General features: G+C 52.5%; 16 protein-coding genes. 7 read left to right on the top strand and 9 right to left on the bottom strand.

The window, feature by feature from the left end:
* Nucleotides 1-230 precede the first annotated feature (230 nt).
* From rplU to folA, 6 genes are all read left to right on the top strand, one after another.
* Nucleotides 231-542 carry a 50S ribosomal protein L21 gene (rplU, locus tag BZG84_RS07980; protein WP_069589607.1) on the top strand — a complete coding sequence of 104 codons (312 nt, stop codon included), beginning with the start codon at nucleotides 231-233 and terminating at the stop codon, nucleotides 540-542.
* A 19-nt stretch (nucleotides 543-561) separates the two neighbouring features.
* Nucleotides 562-819, top strand: a complete 258-nt coding sequence (gene rpmA / locus BZG84_RS07975; RefSeq protein WP_069589603.1) for a 50S ribosomal protein L27 — start codon at nucleotides 562-564, stop codon at nucleotides 817-819.
* Nucleotides 820-1,038: 219 nt separating this feature from the next.
* Nucleotides 1,039-2,202, top strand: a complete 1,164-nt coding sequence (cgtA, locus tag BZG84_RS07970) for an Obg family GTPase CgtA (RefSeq protein ID WP_069589601.1) — start codon at nucleotides 1,039-1,041, stop codon at nucleotides 2,200-2,202.
* A 200-nt stretch (nucleotides 2,203-2,402) separates the two neighbouring features.
* A complete protein-coding gene (locus tag BZG84_RS07965) occupies nucleotides 2,403-3,182 on the top strand; it encodes a threonine/serine exporter family protein (protein ID WP_069589598.1) in 780 nt (259 codons plus the stop codon).
* Nucleotides 3,179-3,643: a threonine/serine exporter family protein gene (locus BZG84_RS07960; protein WP_077455813.1), complete on the top strand. Its 465-nt coding sequence runs from the start codon at nucleotides 3,179-3,181 to the stop codon at nucleotides 3,641-3,643. Before BZG84_RS07965 ends, BZG84_RS07960 begins: the two co-directional genes overlap by 4 nt.
* Before the next feature lie 18 nt (nucleotides 3,644-3,661).
* Nucleotides 3,662-4,144, top strand: a complete 483-nt coding sequence (gene folA, locus BZG84_RS07955) for a type 3 dihydrofolate reductase (protein ID WP_069589594.1) — start codon at nucleotides 3,662-3,664, stop codon at nucleotides 4,142-4,144.
* Here folA and apaH read toward each other — a convergent pair.
* From apaH to lptD, 6 genes are read right to left on the bottom strand one after another with little or no spacing between them, the layout of a single operon-like run.
* Nucleotides 4,141-4,971 carry a bis(5'-nucleosyl)-tetraphosphatase (symmetrical) ApaH gene (apaH, locus tag BZG84_RS07950; protein ID WP_077678128.1) on the bottom strand — a complete coding sequence of 277 codons (831 nt, stop codon included), beginning with the start codon at nucleotides 4,969-4,971 and terminating at the stop codon, nucleotides 4,141-4,143. The genes folA and apaH overlap by 4 nt on opposite strands.
* 21 nt (nucleotides 4,972-4,992) lie before the next feature.
* The gene (gene apaG / locus BZG84_RS07945) at nucleotides 4,993-5,376 is read right to left on the bottom strand and encodes a Co2+/Mg2+ efflux protein ApaG (protein ID WP_077481625.1); all 384 of its coding nucleotides are present in this window, start codon (nucleotides 5,374-5,376) and stop codon (nucleotides 4,993-4,995) included.
* Nucleotides 5,377-5,390: 14 nt separating this feature from the next.
* Nucleotides 5,391-6,197 carry a 16S rRNA (adenine(1518)-N(6)/adenine(1519)-N(6))-dimethyltransferase RsmA gene (rsmA, locus tag BZG84_RS07940; protein ID WP_077481627.1) on the bottom strand — a complete coding sequence of 269 codons (807 nt, stop codon included), beginning with the start codon at nucleotides 6,195-6,197 and terminating at the stop codon, nucleotides 5,391-5,393.
* The gene (gene pdxA / locus BZG84_RS07935) at nucleotides 6,194-7,180 is read right to left on the bottom strand and encodes a 4-hydroxythreonine-4-phosphate dehydrogenase PdxA (protein WP_077481629.1); all 987 of its coding nucleotides are present in this window, start codon (nucleotides 7,178-7,180) and stop codon (nucleotides 6,194-6,196) included. Before pdxA ends, rsmA begins: the two co-directional genes overlap by 4 nt.
* Nucleotides 7,170-8,465 (bottom strand): peptidylprolyl isomerase SurA, encoded by a 1,296-nt coding sequence (gene surA / locus BZG84_RS07930; RefSeq protein WP_077481631.1) that lies wholly within the window; start codon nucleotides 8,463-8,465, stop codon nucleotides 7,170-7,172. The genes pdxA and surA overlap by 11 nt, the downstream gene beginning before the upstream one ends.
* 54 nt (nucleotides 8,466-8,519) lie before the next feature.
* Complete coding sequence (lptD, locus tag BZG84_RS07925; RefSeq protein ID WP_077678127.1) at nucleotides 8,520-10,844, bottom strand: LPS assembly protein LptD; 2,325 nt, start codon at nucleotides 10,842-10,844, stop codon at nucleotides 8,520-8,522.
* A 154-nt stretch (nucleotides 10,845-10,998) separates the two neighbouring features.
* Between lptD and djlA the strand changes: the two genes are divergently transcribed.
* Nucleotides 10,999-11,832: a co-chaperone DjlA gene (gene djlA / locus BZG84_RS07920; RefSeq protein WP_077481307.1), complete on the top strand. Its 834-nt coding sequence runs from the start codon at nucleotides 10,999-11,001 to the stop codon at nucleotides 11,830-11,832.
* Here djlA and BZG84_RS07915 read toward each other — a convergent pair.
* The 3 genes from BZG84_RS07915 to rapA all read right to left on the bottom strand — a co-directional run bounded on the left by BZG84_RS07915 (nucleotide 11,829) and on the right by rapA (nucleotide 16,573).
* On the bottom strand, nucleotides 11,829-12,818 hold the full coding sequence (locus BZG84_RS07915; RefSeq protein ID WP_443216377.1) for a D-2-hydroxyacid dehydrogenase: 990 nt from the start codon (nucleotides 12,816-12,818) through the stop codon (nucleotides 11,829-11,831). The two genes, djlA and BZG84_RS07915, sit on opposite strands and share 4 nt — an antisense overlap.
* Before the next feature lie 86 nt (nucleotides 12,819-12,904).
* Nucleotides 12,905-13,624 carry a bifunctional tRNA pseudouridine(32) synthase/23S rRNA pseudouridine(746) synthase RluA gene (gene rluA, locus BZG84_RS07910; RefSeq protein WP_077481305.1) on the bottom strand — a complete coding sequence of 240 codons (720 nt, stop codon included), beginning with the start codon at nucleotides 13,622-13,624 and terminating at the stop codon, nucleotides 12,905-12,907.
* Between the two features lie 39 nt (nucleotides 13,625-13,663).
* Complete coding sequence (gene rapA / locus BZG84_RS07905; RefSeq protein ID WP_077481303.1) at nucleotides 13,664-16,573, bottom strand: RNA polymerase-associated protein RapA; 2,910 nt, start codon at nucleotides 16,571-16,573, stop codon at nucleotides 13,664-13,666.
* Nucleotides 16,574-16,581: the final 8 nt, after the last annotated feature.

Genomic DNA, 16,581 nt, shown 5'->3' with positions numbered 1-16,581 from the left:
GGGTTTAAGGTAACAATGGTACACCAAATCACGTGCGACGAGATAGCTTTCACGCCTGCAAAAAGTGTGGGAATCTATGCTGAGCAGCTTTTCACCAATTTTCTTGCGATCCCCTCTTGCCTCAAATCAATTTCTACCGTAGAATTCGCGCCCTATTGATGAATTATATGCGCACCCCTTACTGCTCAAATATTAAACGTAGTAGGCCGTGCGGAAATGCGGAGTAAACCATGTACGCAGTTTTCCAAAGTGGTGGTAAGCAACACCGAGTAAGCGAAGGCCAGACTATTCGCTTGGAAAAGCTAGACGTTGAAACTGGCGAAAGTGTTGAATTTGACAACGTGCTGCTAGTAGCAAACGGCGAAGACGTTAAAGTTGGCGCGCCATTTGTTAGTGGCGGTAAAGTAACAGCGGAAGTTGTTACCCACGGTCGTGGCGATAAAGTGAAAGTCGTCAAATTCCGTCGTCGTAAACATTCTCGCAAGCAAATGGGCCACCGTCAGTGGTTCACTGAAGTGAAAATCACTGGCATCAGCGCTTAAGAGTTAGGAGAGAGAAGAGATGGCACACAAAAAAGCTGGCGGTTCTACTAAAAACGGCCGCGATTCAGAAAGTAAACGTCTAGGTGTTAAGCGTTTCGGTGGTGAGTCTGTTCTAGCAGGTAACATCATCGTGCGTCAGCGTGGTACTAAATTCCACGCAGGTACTAACGTAGGTTGCGGTAAAGACCACACTCTATTCGCTTTGACCGACGGTAAAGTGAAGTTCGAGACTAAAGGTCCTCAGAACCGTAAATTCGTTACTATCGAAGCTGAATAAGTTTCAACGCCAAGCGAATTTTGAAGCCCTGCCACTTGGCGGGGCTTTTTATTGTGTCTGGTGATCCCTCGTCGAGCCGCCGCCAATCCACGGTAAGCAGAAAGTCAGCCAAGGCTGAAAATTGATCCTAAGATCGATAAGATCGCCACACACCAATCTGGGATAAGGCTAGCAGCCCGGGAACGAGATGTTTCTGGCCGCTGGTGCGGAGAAGTTAGCATGAAGTTTGTAGATGAAGCGATAATTCGCGTAGACGCGGGTGACGGCGGCAATGGTACCGTCAGCTTCCGACGTGAAAAGTATGTGCCCAAAGGGGGCCCAGATGGCGGCGACGGTGGCGATGGCGGTGATGTATACCTGCTCGCCGACGAGAACCTTAACACCCTGATTGATTACCAATTCGAGCGCTTTCATGCCGCAGGGCGTGGTGAAAATGGTCGCGGTGGTAACTGTACCGGCAAACGCGGTGATGATTTGGTGCTGAATGTGCCTGTTGGTACCCGTGCTGTCGATGAAGATACTGGTGAAGTGATTGCCGATTTGACCCAACATGGCATGAAAGTCATGGTGGCAAAAGGCGGCTTCCATGGGTTGGGTAATACCCGATTCAAATCATCCGTCAACCGCGCGCCACGCCAAAAAACCATGGGGACCAAAGGGGAAGTCCGTCAGCTGCGCCTAGAGCTGTTGCTCCTCGCCGATGTGGGCATGTTAGGCTTGCCGAATGCGGGTAAATCAACCTTTATTCGTGCGGTGTCGGCCGCTAAGCCAAAGGTCGCTGATTACCCCTTTACCACCTTGGTGCCAAGCCTTGGCGTGGTCCGTGTCGCTGCCGATAAAAGCTTTGTCGTGGCGGATATTCCGGGTCTGATTGAGGGCGCTGCCGATGGCGCTGGACTGGGTATTCGCTTCTTGAAACACCTTGAGCGCTGCCGTGTCTTGTTGCACATGATTGATCTCATGCCTGTGGATGGCACCGATCCAGTCGACAATGCGTTTACCATCATTGATGAGTTAAACCAATACAGTGAGAAGCTGGCAGATAAGCCGCGTTGGTTGGTCTTTAACAAAGTCGACCTCATGCCAGAAGAGCAGGCGCAAGAGCAAATCGACCGTGTGTTAGAAGCGCTCGCGTGGGATGATAAATATTACGCGATCTCTGCGATCAACAAGGCGAACGTCCAGCCACTGATTTACGATCTGATGGGCTTTATTGATACCTTACCGGCACCGACGCCAGAGGTTGAGCCAGAAGATGAGACGGTGGCCTTCAAGTGGGATGACTACCACGAGAAGAAACTCAATCAATCGGACGATGACGACGATGATTGGGACGATTGGGATGAAGACGACTACGACGTCGAAATCATCTACAAGCCTTAACCTGACAACCGCTGCTCCCGAGCAGCGGTTTTTTTATGCCTATCGTCGCCATGTTTGATCGTCGCTGTATTGGCTGAGCGCAGAAAAAGGTACGCTGCCCAATTCCGACAAGGAAATCGGAGGTGTTTTATTTGCATCAAAGATTTTAAGCAGTTATTCATCAATACTGCGATAGTAGATAAAGGCGAGAGGGATAGCGGGTGACGAGACGGTTAACCGAACCAGAACAGCGTGCGATTTCACGTTTGGTCATAGAAGTCGGGCAGCGACTTTTGCAACATGGTGCAGAGAGTAAACTGGTGAGCGATGTCAGCATTCGCTTGGGCAAAGCGTTGGGGCTAGACAGTGTTGAGCTCGCGCTATCAGCCAGTTCATTGGTGGTCACCACCTTGAACCGCGGCCATTGCATTACCACTGCGAGACAGTGCCCCGACCGCGGGATCAATATGCAGGTGGTAACGGATATTCAGCGCACGGTGATCCTCGCGGAAAAGGGCATTCTCGACGCGCCAGCGGTGCGTAAACGTCTCACCCGCATCAAGCCTCATCGTTATCCTCCTTGGCTAGTGGTGGGCATGATAGGGCTTTCCTGTGCCGCGTTTAGCCGGTTGGCCGGTGGTGATGCGGTTATCTTTGCCTTAACCTTTGTCGCATCGGCGTGCGGCATGCGTGTGCGCCAACTGCTTGCCCACCGTCAGTTTAATCCTTTGCTCACTTTTGCGCTTACCGCCATGGTGACCACCTTAATTTCAAGCGTGGGGACGGTGATGAATTGGGGCAATGAACCTTTTCTGATCATGGCATCGTCGGTGTTGATGTTGGTGCCGGGTTATCCGCTCATTAACGCGGTCTCTGACATGGTGAAAGGGTTTGTCGATATGGGGATTGCACGCTGGACCATGGCGTCGTTACTGACCCTCGCCACCGCGCTCGGCATTGTCGGGGCGATGAATCTTGTCGGCGCATGGGGGTGGTTATGAGTTTGCTGCTTGCCCTATTGGAAGATATGTTTTTTGCCATGATCCCCGCGGTAGGGTTTGCCTTGGTCTTCAATGTGCCTGCCAAGGCGCTCAAATACTGCGCTTACGGTGGCGCGATTGGTCATGGGCTAAGGTTTGTGTTGATGGAGTCGGGCATGGCTATCGAGTGGGCGACGCTTGCGGGCGCCACCACCATCGGGTTTTTAGGGGTGTATTGGTCTCAGCGCTTTCTGGCCCATCCTAAGGTATTTACCGTCGCCGCCATTATTCCCATGATCCCCGGCGTTTACGCGTTTAAAGCGATGATCGCCTTGGTTACTATCAATAACCAAGGATACACGCCGGCCTTGTGGGCCAGCTTGATGGAGAATTTGATTAGCGCTGGGTTTATCTTGGCCGCATTAGCCATTGGTCTTGCGATGCCGGGGTTATTATTTTATCGTCGCCGACCAGTGATTTAATTCAATGAGGCCAGCGTAATGCGAGTCAGCTTAATTGCCGCAATGGCAAAAGACCGAGTAATTGGAAAAGATAACCAGATGCCTTGGCATTTGCCGGCTGATTTAGCGTGGTTTAAGCGCACCACCCTAGGGCATCCTGTGGTGATGGGGCGTAAAACCTTTGAGTCGATTGGCCGCCCTTTACCAAAGCGTACCAATATTGTGATCAGCCGCGATCCTGACTATCAACCAGACGGCGTGACCGTGGTCGCTTCACCTGAGCAGGCGCTGGCCGCGGTGGGTGATGTGGCTGAGGTGATGGTGATTGGCGGTGGGACCATTTATGACGCGTTTTTACCGCGCGCGGATCGCTTGTATCTCACCTTTATCGACACCCATGTTGAAGGCGATACTCGTTTCCCTGATTGGGGTGAAGGGTGGACGCAAGTGGCCAGTGAAACCCATGCACCGGACGAGAAAAACGCCCACCCACTGACTTTTACGGTTTGGGAGCGTGGTTAAGCACCGTCACTGAGCGCTGGCTGGGTAAAGCAAACCTTGTCTTCCCAACGCAGCAAGGTTAACTCACCGCCCCAAACACAGCCGGTATCCAGTCCGTATAAGCCGGGCTGGATGGTTCCCCCTAAAGCCGCCCAATGGCCAAACACAATCGCGTGTCCCAGTGGTTGTTGGCGCGCCACCTCAAACCAAGGGATGAGACCCGTGTCTGCCGCTTTCGCAGGAGGCAACTTGCATTGCATATCGAGGCGACCATCGGGCCAGCAAAATCGCATCCGGGTCAAAGTATTGATGATATAGCGGTAGCGAGGCAGGCCTTCCAGCGTTTCCTCCCAGTGATCGGGTTGATCCGCATACATATGTCGTAATAACCACGCTTGCTCATTGCTGTGCAGTATGGCTTCGACTTCTCGCGCGCAGGCGACAGCCGTCGCTTTATCCCATTGTGGGCTAATCCCCGCGTGGGTCAGCAAAAAGCCACCGTCGTCTCGCGCTGATTCGTCGATTAACAGAGGCTGAGCCGCTAACCATTCAAGCAATGTTTCTCGGTCTGGCGCGTCGAGGATCGGCTGGGTACGGTCTTTTGGCTTGGCCGGTTTAATCCCGTGTGCAACGGCTAATAGATGCAGATCGTGGTTGCCAAGGACTATCTTGGCCGACGCGCCGAGCGAATGAAGATAGCGCAACACGGATAAGGAATCCGGTCCGCGAGCGACCAAATCACCCGCGACATAGAGGGTATCGTGAGTGGGGGAGAAATCAACGCGCGCCAACAGCGCGCGCAGTTCTTGGTAACAACCTTGAATATCCCCGATAAGATAGGTAGCCATGTGTGGCCTCCTTGAGGGACGTTAGTGAAGAATGTTAGGGAGCGCGAGGCGGAACGGCTCAATTTCCACTTTAAACTGGTTATCGGCTTGATCTTGCATGGTATAGAAACCCTGCATCACACCTACAGGCGTTTCAATGATGGTGCCACTGGTATAGGTATACTTTTCCCCCGCGGCAATACTGGGTTGCTCTCCCACCACGCCTTCGCCCTCAATCTCGAGCTCTTTACCGTTGGCGTCCGTGATTAACCACTTGCGTCGCATCAACTGTGCGGGCGCATCACCTTGGTTTTTAATGGTGACGGTGTAAGAAAACACAAAGCGCTCGTTGTCCGGCTCGGATTGATCTTCGACGTATTGGGTCGCGACATTAATCTCGAATTGCGGGTTATCGGTGGCTTGCAAGTCAAGGCTCCTGTTTATTGTTGATGGTTGGCGTCCAGCCAGTTTGCCAAACTGACAAACTGTGCCAGCGTCAAATGTTCCGGACGCAAACTAGGGTCAATACCGAGCTCAGTCAGTGTGTCCACACTCACCAAGGATTTGAAACCGTTACGTATGGTTTTACGGCGTTGGTTGAAGCCCTCACGACAAACGCGCTCTAACCATTGCATGCTCGTTGCAGGGTGCGGCAACGTTTTGTGTGGGACCAGACGCACCACAGCCGAGTCCACTTTAGGCGCAGGTTTAAACGCGCTGGGTGGGACTTCTAGTACCGGAATGACCTGACAGTAATATTGCGCCATAACGGTCAATCGGCCGTACGCTTTGGTTCCTGGACCCGCCGCCAAGCGGTTTACCACTTCCTTTTGCAACATAAAGTGCATGTCTTGCACATGGCCTGCAAATGAAAACAGATGGAACATCAAAGGGGTCGAGACGTTATAAGGCAGATTACCGAAAATCCGCAAAGGCCCTTGCTTGGCAAGCTCGGCAAAATCAAACTGCATCGCATCCGCTTCGTGAACGGTTAACTTGCTGGCCATAAATGGGTGACTACGCAGGCGAGCGGCAAGATCGCGGTCAAGCTCGACCACGTTTAAATGATCCACTTGCTCGGTGACAGGCTCAGTCAACGCGCCCAGTCCCGGACCAATCTCAACCAGATTTTCACCGGATTGCGGATTGATGGCCGAAACAATGCCGTCAATGATGTAAGGGTCGTTTAGGAAGTTTTGTCCGAAACGTTTTCTGGCGCGGTGGCCTTGGTGGACTTTATCGCTCATGCTTTGCTATCTACTAATTCAATGGCGTGGGAGATGGCCGTCCGCAGGCTTCCTGTATCCGCCGTACCAGTACCTGCTAAATCCAGTGCGGTACCATGATCTACTGATGTTCTGATAAAAGGGAGACCCAAAGTGATATTCACTGAGCGCCCAAATCCTTTGAATTTTAACACAGGTAAGCCTTGGTCGTGATACATCGCCAGTACAGCATCGGCATCTTGCAGATATTTCTCTTGGAAAAGCGTATCAGCAGGGAGCGGTCCGACCAAGTCCATCCCTTGCTCGCGTAACTCGTCGAGCGCAGGTTCAATGATGTCAATTTCTTCGCGACCAAGACAGCCGTCTTCCCCAGCGTGCGGGTTGAGACCACAGATATAAATACGCGGCTGCTTGATGGCGAATTTCTCTTGCAAGTCTTGATGCAAAATCGCAATCACATCATGCAGACGCTCTCGGGTGATCGCTTTGGCGACGTAGGCGAGCGGGATATGGGTAGTCACGAGTGCGACACGCAAGCCTTCAGTGGCAAGCATCATCACGACCTGATTGACGTTTGCGTGTTGGGCAAAAAACTCCGTATGACCGCTAAATGAAACACCAGCACGGTTGATAATGCCTTTGTGAACGGGGCCAGTGACAATGGCAGCAAATTCGCCGTTGAGATTCCCTTCAGCGGCGCGTGTCAGTGTCTCAAGCACGTAGCGGCCATTGGCTTCATCTAAGCGGCCCGCCACTACAGGCGCGCCGAGTGATATATCCTCGACAATCAGCGTACCGGCTTGGTGTGGCGTGGCTGGCTGCGTGGTGTCGTAGTGCTCAAGCGTCACTGATAGGCCAAGTGTTTTGGCGCGCGCTGCCAACATGTCTCGATTGGCCACCACCACCAGTTGGTGTGGCCAAGGATGCTGTGCCATCGCTAAAATTAAATCAGGGCCAATCCCCGCAGGTTCTCCTGGGGTGATGGCAATACGCTTAACGGTCATCGCCGAGTACCTCGACGTACGCACCGGCGCGTAACTCTTGCAACCATGCTTGTGCTTCTTCGTTAAACTTGCGGTTAAACAGCATACGATAGGCTCGGTTTTTAACCGCTGCATCGGTTTTATCCACTTCGCGACGGTCGGTGACTTCAACAATATGCCAGCCATGTACCGTTTTGAATGGCTCGCTGATCTGGCCTTGTGGAAGGGCATCCACTTTGGCTTTAAAGGCAGGGACATAGACATCTGTGGTTGACCAGCCTAAGTCACCCCCATTGACTGCCGAGCCAGGGTCATCACTGTACTGTTTAGCTAAATCGGCAAAACTCTGATCACCCCGTTTGATCTGGGCGATGATGTCATTCAGCTCTTTTTGTGCGCCTTTATCACTAAGGACAATCGATGGCTTAATCAAAATATGACGCGCTTTAACCTCAGTCACCGCGACGGTCTCGAGTCCTTCTACATCGGTGATTTTAAGAATATGGTAGCCCACACCACTGCGGAAGGGGCCAATAATGGCATCTTTCCCTTGGTTACTGATCTGGTCGGCAAAGATGGTCGGCATTTCCTCTAAACGGAGCCAGCCCCAATCTCCCCCGTCGAGCGCTTTCGGTCCTTTCGAGTATGCCATGGCCAAATCGGCAACTTTTCCACCGTGACGCAGTTTGTCGACAAGCTCAAATGCTTGCTTTTTCACGGCTTCGCGAGTGGCTTTATCCGCGTCATCATCCAGCTTTAGTTGGATATGAGACAGCTTGTAGCGCACTTTTTGCAGTTGTTGTTCGTTCAGCTGCTTGGCCAAGGATTCGACTTCTTGAGGCAAAATGCTGATCCGACGACGCACTTGGGCATTGCGTGCTTCTGAAATGGTCAGCTCGCGGCGCACTTGTTCGCGGTATTGCGCCCAAGAGGTGCCTTGCGCGCTAACTTGTTTACGCAGCTCATCAAGGCTCAGCGACTGTTCTTTGGCGATATTAGTAATTGCCTGTTGTAGCTGGCTATCGTCAATTTGAATGCCTAAACGCTTCGCTTCTTGTAATTGCAGCTCTTCGACAATTAAGCGTTCGCGCATTTGCTCTTCCAGCACGGAGGCTGGTGGCAGTTGACGCTCATTTTGTTGTGCGTTCAGCGTCACGGTGCGACGCATGGCTTCCATATCACTGTTCAGCACGACCCCGTCGTTAACTACAGCGACCACGCGATCCAGCTCTTTGGGTGCTGCGTGGGAAAAAGGTGTAAGCAACACTAAAACGCCAGTGATGAGGGCGTGACTCCATTTGTTCATGCTTTGTCCACTTCTTTAAAAATCGTTCTACTGTCCAGACCACAGTGTGCCGTGTTAGTTCTTCAGCGCAAAAGGATCGCGGTAGCCAAGGGCGTTTCCTGAGTCTGTACTGAAGTTGAAACCGCTTTGTGCGCCGAGACCCAGCAGACTAAACGAGAGGGTGACGTTGTTGTCGTATTCAGGATCGCTGTTGATGTTAGAGCGCGAGAGCAAGTACTCATTGTAGCTCAGCCCAATGACCCAGCAGTCAGAACGGTAAGTCAGGCTAAACTGGTTTTCCAGCATGACATCTTGGGTCAGATCGCGCCAGTATTGCCCTTTAAAGCTCAGCCCGTTCCAAAGTGGGAAGCCTGTCACGACACCTGCTTGCGACAATCCATCGTCCGTTAGCTTGCTGATATCTCGGTTTGGCAAGGTCGATACTATGTACTCCTGCGCCACGTAACGATAGCTGGTTTGCGCGTAAAAGCCATCCTGACGGTATTCCGCAATCGCATTACCGAATTGCAACTCACTTAAGTTGCTGTCGTACTGCATGGAGCCGCGAACAAAGAAGTTGTCGTTGAAATTGGCTTCCCCTTCGAGCGCCCACGCGGAATAGTCGAACGCATCCACATCTTCATCCGAGGAGCGATCAAAATAATAGATTTGACCAAACGACAGGTTAAAGCGCTCTTTATAACCGCTGTCGTAAAAGCGTGTGGTTGCCCCGTAGGTGAGTTGGTTAGCGGGGTTGATAAAGTCGATACTACTGAACTGATTACCGCGGAATAGGCCATAGTAATCGGTTTGTAAGCGCGCAGTATCATAGCCGCCCCCGTTGTAGTTCACCGGGTTATAGATATCACTTTGATTGACATCCTTGATATACAAGTACTGCACTTGTGGCTCAAGGGTTTGACTAAAGTTGTTCCCCATCGCCCAGAAATTACGCTCAAGTACCAGTCCTGAGTGTAACCGCAATGTGGGGATCTTCCGCTCGACTGACTTACTCAGTTTGGCGGTCGACTCCGCATCGGGTGAGGCGTTATTAAAGCGCTGATCGTAGTGAGTGTAGAGCATGCTGGCTTCGGCGGTGGCGCTAAACCAAGGACGCGTGAAGGGAATGCTTAAGGTCGGCGCCAAATGGGTCCGGGTGGCTTCAGGTTTGTTCGGGTCATCACTGGCAAACACGCTCAGTTGTGCGGGCAAACTAATATCTGCCCAGCCCAAGGTTTGCGGCGCATAGTAATTGAGGTCAACCTGCGGCATGAGGCGATAGACACTGGTATTCTCAGTCAGTGCTTGGAAATCTCGGACACGTACCGTGCTATTCCAATCTAACCCGCGATAGCTGATTTCGCCGGTTTGTAGCAAGGTGTTGTCTTCCCGCTTACCCACATCGGAGTCGATACTTTGAAAATAAGCAATATCACTGACTTTGCTGTAATCGGCCTCATAGCGCCAGTGACCTTGAACACCACTGTGTTTCCAGTTAAAGCCCCAACGCTCATCCAGTTCTGGATTGAGCTGGTCGTCAGGAAGGTACTCGGAATATAACGAGCCGCTGCCAAATGGGGCTAAATAACGAATATTGGTGTTAAGCTGAACGCCACGCTCCGACATATACTTCGGCGTGATAGTGGCATCAAGTTGTGGGTGAATATTCCAATAAAATGGGGTTTCTAGCTCAACCCCGTCCCGATCACTCCACGACACGGATGGATAGAGAAAACCCGTTAAGCGCCCATCCTCGACCGGTACACGCAAATAAGGCAGGTAAAAGACGGGCACATTAATCACCTCAAATTTGGGGTGATACAAGTCGGCGAACAGACTGTCTTCTTCTTTTTCTATTTTAGAAGCCGAAAAGCGCCAGCTTTTATCTTCATCTGGACAGGTGGTAAAGGTACCGTCTTCCATTTCATAGAAGGTAGTTCCGTTTTTAAATACCCGTTTGGCTTCACCGCGCCCCGGTGTACACAGCATTTTGTACTGTGCGTTATTGAGTGTGGTGTCTTCCGTATCAAGGTTGGCCTGCAGGTAATCTGAGGTCACCATCATTTGCCCATCATTGAAGACCACATCGCCTTGGGCGGTGACAATACGCTCAGGATCGCGCAGCGTAGCGGTGTCCGCGGTCATTTTACGATGCCCTTGGGTAACCTCAACGTTGCCGCTGTAAATGGCTTTTTCGTTGGATTGGGCTTCGGCACGATCAGCTACAACGCGAATCGGGGCGTTGTTCACATCTTGCGTTTGTTCACTTGCTGGAATACAGCGCGCCTCGCTGTCTGGGCAAGGTGTGTCGGCGGAGTCCGTATTGGCAAACGCAAGCGCTGGGCCATAGAGCGCCAGGCTAATCATGGTGGCTAAAAAGCTGCGTGCAGTCGGTGACATTGAAGAAGACATTCCTGTTTTATCTGATAGCGTGGTGTACACGAAGGCAACGCATCAGTATGCTTTGGCTGCAAAATGCGATTATCATAAATCAATTTACGCCCGGCATCACCTGTAAATGTGCAGGGTGTGAAACCAGCAATGAGACCATGGCATGCAACTATATGGCAAGGTAATTGGCGCTTTTCTCGGCATTTTACTGGGAGGCCCATTCGGTTTTTTTCTTGGCCTGTTCTTAGGTCATCAGTTTGATAAAGCCAAGCAACGCGCTTCACTGGGCGGTTTTGGCGGCGGTTTCGGTGCTCAAGGTGCCGAGGCGCAACGCGTCTTTTTTCATGGCACCTTTGCTGTGATGGGGCATGTGGCAAAGGCCAAGGGGCAAGTCACACAGGAAGAGATTCGTCTAGCCAGCTTAATTATGGATCGCATGCAGTTGCATGGGGCGGCGAGGCAATCCGCGCAAGACGCTTTTCGAGAAGGAAAAGGCGGTGATTTCCCGCTCCAAGAGACTTTGAATGGGATCCGGGCGTTAAGCCAAGGGCGGCGCGATCTGCTTAGCTTTTTCCTTGAAGTGCAGGTACAAGCGGCGTTTGCGGACGGAGAGCTGCATCCGAAAGAGCGTGAGTTACTGTATATTATTGCGGAGGGATTGGGCTTTTCCGCGCAGCAACTTGAGCAGCGTCTGCGTATGCAAGAAGCCGCGTTTCGATTTAGCCAAGGTTACCAAGGAGATTGGCACCAGCACACGGGGGGGGCGGGAGCACCACCGCGTCAACGTGAGGTGGATGATGCCTATGAAGTACTCGGCGTGGATGCCTCAGCTTCTGCTCAGGAATTGAAGAAAGCTTACCGTAAGTTGATGAATGAACATCATCCTGACAAGCTGATGGCCAAAGGGTTACCCCCTGAGATGATGGAATTGGCGAAAGAAAAAGCGCAAGAAATTCAAAAAGCTTACGATGTGATTAAAAAAGCCCGCGATATTTAGCGGGCGGCCGTGTTAATTAAGGGGTGCTGTGGTGTGCCTTGCAGGTAGCCATCAATGTTATCTATCAGTTGCTGGCTGAGCCGATTCACTGCTTCATCCGCTCCCCATGCGATATGGGGGGTGACGATTAAATTCGGCAGTGATGCGGTGATAAGCGGGTGATCATTGGGGGCTGGCTCTTCACTCAGCACATCTAGTCCGGCGCCACCAATTTGACCGGTTTTGAGGGCGTCGAGGAGCGCGCTTTCATCAACTAACCCGCCACGCCCTGTATTGATCAATAAGGCATGGTTTGGCATGCGGGTGAGGACATCACGGTTAATCAAGGCTTCTGTGGTCGGATTTAACGGGCAGTGCAACGAGAGGATATCGGCACGACTGATCACCTCATCAAAGGGTACATAACCCTCCCGGCAATCGGTGGCTCCGCGGTGCTCCGCAAACATGACGGTCATGCCGACTGCGCGCGCTAAACGTGCAACCGCCTCGCCTAAAACCCCTTTACCGATAATCCCCAATTTACTGCCCGCAACGCTGCCGATTGGGTGAGTAAAAAAGCAAAACTGACCATGCTGTTGCCATGCGCCGTGTTGAACATCGTGGTGGTAGCCGAGTAATTGACGTTTAAGTGCGAAGATCAGTGCGATGACGTGTTCAGGTACCGATTGAGAGGCATAACCTTGGACGTTACAGACTTGCACACCACGCGCGCGGCATGCTGCTAAATCCACATTGTTGACGCCAGTCGCAGCGACCGCAATCAGTTTGAGATTAGGACAGGAGGCGAGCACCGCCTCATCGATGACCACTTTATTGGTGATAGCGACCTCGGCCTCTTGCAAACGTGCCACGACCTCATCAGGCTGTGTTTCACCATAGGCTTGCCAGTGATGGGGCGAGCGAGGTGTGGGCAGCACAATATGGGCTGGAATGGTGTTACGGTCGAGAAAGACGATATTGGTGGGGGTACGCTGAGCCATGTTGATCTCCGTGTCTCAATCCATGGCTCTAGGGTGCGAAATATCGTCACATTGTGCAATCGTTTCAGCGACCACGAGGGCAATTCGGTGTGCTAGGTCGCGCTAGGTGAGGCCAACTGATACTCATCGGCAAGGCGATTGGCGGGCATCGTGGTATAAAACTCACAGGGGGCGTGAAAATGCAGGACGTCGCCGGTAGTTGGATGTAATAAACTCAGCTCGGCCGCATGCAAATGAAGGCGAGGGGCATAGTCGAGTGCCTCGGGAGAGGCATAAAACTCATCGCCAACGATGCTATGTCCCAACGATTGCATGTGCACACGAAGCTGGTGCGAGCGTCCAGTCAGTGGGTACAAGGCCATCAAACTGGTCTTAGGGAAGGTGTGTAAACAGCGATAGTGCGTTTGCGATGGTTTCCCATGCTCAAAGCAGACCTTTTGGCGCGGGCGGTTAGGCCAATCACAAATTAGCGGTAAATCGATCTGCCCCTCATGATCAGCAGGATGCCCCCAGACTTCGGCGTAGTAAAGCTTGGTCGGAATACGATCTCGGAACTGGGCCTTAAGGTTTCGCTCAGCCTCTTTGTGGGCGGCAAAGGCCATCACTCCAGACGTCGACATATCTAAGCGATGGACCAGCTCTGCCTCGGGGAAGGCGTCTTTCACCCGTGACCACGCACTATCGTAGTGGGCCGGATCGCGGCCAGGATTGGCCAGCAAACCGCTGGGTTTATTGATCACCACCAAATCCGCATCTTGATAAAGAATATCAAGCCAAGGCTCGGTGGGAGGATGGTATTCTGTCATTGCCATAGGATACATCGGGGCCGGCTGGCCCCGCCTAACGCTAAATTATTGATGACTGACCACAATTAGACGCAAGGCGTCTAATTCAATCTGCGCGTGTTGAATGTGATGTGAAAGGGTGCTGATTTGCTCGCGTAGGGCATCCAACTCATCATCACGGATATTGGGGTTGACGGTTTTGAGTGCCTCTAAACGCGCCAAAGCTTGGGTCAGCTCGCTTTCCATTTCTTGGTGGGCACGGGTTTGAATCTCACCCAGTGCTTTTTCAGCTAAAGGCTCACTTTTTTCAATCAAGCGGTGAACTTGGCTTTGTACCGAGTTAACCATTTTGCTGCCCAAATGGCGATTGACGGGGCTTAACTGGCGATGGAAACCTTCAAACTCCACATTGGCGGATAAATCGTTGCCATTCGCATCCAGCAAGACACGTACCGGCGTTTGCGGTAAGAAGCGATGAATCCCGCTTGATTTTGGCGCTTGGGCGTCCACCACATAGATGAGTTCAAGGAACAAGGTACCCACCGGCAGCGCTTTGTTTTTGAGCAAAGAGACTGCGGTGGTGCCGATGTTTTCGCTCAGTAGCAAGTCGATACCGCCACGCACGATAGGGTGCTCCCACGAGACAAATTGGACGTCTTCGCGACTGAGCGCCGTATCGCGATCAAAGGTGATGGTGCAGCCATCGGTGGGGAGGCCCGGATAACTCGGAACCATCATATGTTCTGATGGCGTGACTACCAGCGCATTTTCCCCTTTGTCATCTTGGTTGACGCCGATGGTATCAAACAGCCCCAAGGTAAAGGTGACCAAGCCAGTATCGCCATCTTGGTCGGCAATCGTTTGTGCTAACTGTTTCGCTGCGTCCCCACCATGTGAATGCATTTCTAACAGTTTATCGCGACCTTGCTCCATTTCTGCTTTGAGACGCTGGTTCATGGCAGCGCTGTCTTCGATCAGCGTGGTGAGGGCGTCGTCTTGTTGGTTCGCGGCCAGCAGGGTCAGTAAGGTCTCGCCGTATTGCTCGAACACCGCACGACCGGTTGGGCAGGTATCTTCAAACGCGTCGAGACCTTCGTGATACCAGCGTGCCAAAATAGTTTGCGCGGTGCCTTCAAGATAGGGGACGTGAATGGCAATATCTTGTTGCTGGCCGATACGGTCAAGACGACCGATACGCTGCTCCAAAAGGTCTGGGTTCATGGGTAAGTCGAACATCACCAACTGATGCGCAAACTGGAAGTTCCGGCCTTCTGAGCCGATCTCCGAGCAGATCAACACCTGCGCGCCCCCTTCCTCTTGGGCAAAGTAAGCCGCGGCTTTGTCTCGCTCGACAATCGACATGCCTTCGTGGAACACAGTGCCACGAATGCCTTCGCGCTCACGCAGCGCCTGCTCTAAGGTCAAGGCGGTTTGCGCCCGTGAACAAATGATCAGGACTTTGTCATTACGGTGCGTTTTCAGGTAATCGAGCAACCAATCGATGCGCGGATCAAAGCCCCACCAGCTGGCACTGTCCCCTTCAAACTGTTGATAAATATCTTCAGGGTAGAGGTTTTGTACCGCCTTTTGCTCCCCAGCAAGACGGCCGCCCATCATCTCGGCAACGCGCATGGCCGTTTGATACTGTTTGGGCAAGGCAAGCGCATGCATGTGCAGCTTTCTGGTTGGAAAACCACTGATCGCTGCACGAGTATTACGGAAGAGAACACGGCCGGTGCCGTGGCGGTCCATGAGATCGTCAATTAACTGTTGGCGAGCGTCGCGCTGAGTCGACTCATCATCACTGTGGATGAGGGTCAAGCGCTGCTCCAAATCGTCGCTTTGGAGCAAGGTGCGGATGCTATGTTGTGCCGCATCACTCAGGGGCGCATCGGCAAGCAAAGCTTCAACCGCTTCCGCCACTGGCGCGTATTGCGCTGCCTCTTCCACAAAGGCGTCGTAATCGTAGAAGCGATCGGGGTCGAGCAGACGCAAGCGGGCAAAGTGGCTTTGTTGGCCAAGTTGTTCCGGTGTAGCGGTAAGTAGCAACACGCCCGGTGTATGCTCGGCGATGCTCTCAATGATTTGGTATTCGCGGCTAGGGGCGTCTGGTGCCCATGAGAGGTGATGCGCCTCATCGACCACTAGCAGATCCCAGTGGGTCTCACAGACTTGTTCGACACGACGGCGATTTTTACGCAAAAACTCCAGCGAACACAGGACCAATTGTTGGGTATCAAAGGGGTTGTAGGCATCCGCTAGGGCCTCCACACAGCGCTCTTCGTCAAAAATCGAGAAGTGCAGATTAAAGCGGCGCATCATCTCGACCAACCATTGGTGCTGCAAGGTTTCGGGCACCACAATCAAGACCCGCTCAGCGCGACCTGCCAGCACCTGCTGGTGGATAATCATGCCCGCTTCAATGGTTTTACCCAAGCCCACTTCATCGGCAAGCAGTACGCGTGGCGCATGACGGCGACCGACTTCATGAGCAATGTAAAGCTGATGAGGGATCAGACCAGCACGCATGCCGGTTAACCCCCGCAGCGGGCTACGGAGTTGTTGGTGTTGATTGGTCAGGGCGCGATAACGCAGGGCAAAGCGATCCATGCGATCAAGTTGGCCAGCAAACAGCTTGTCTTGCGGTTTGTTAAAACGAATCTGGTGACTGAGCAAGATTTCGCGCAGTGACACCTCGTCTTCGCCGGTATCATTGCGTGTACCGATATAGGTTAATACCCCGTCGTTTTCCTCAACACGCGAGACTGTCATGGTCCAGCCTTCATGGCTTTCCACCTCATCGCCCGGGTTGAACATCACTCGGGTAACGGGTGCATCGTGGCTGGCATACAGCCGTGTTTCATCACTAGCAGGAAACATTAGGGTCACGGTACGGCCGTCAACAGACACCACGGTGCCCAATCCTAGATCATGCTCCGTATCACTGATCCAACGTTGTCCAAGCGCAAATGACATAGGGGAAA

The organism is Salinivibrio sp. PR932 (genome assembly GCF_001996125.1).
GTDB lineage: Bacteria > Pseudomonadota > Gammaproteobacteria > Enterobacterales > Vibrionaceae > Salinivibrio > Salinivibrio proteolyticus.
Note: the sequence above shows the minus strand (reverse complement) of the source record. Positions and strands in the feature narration are given on the sequence as shown.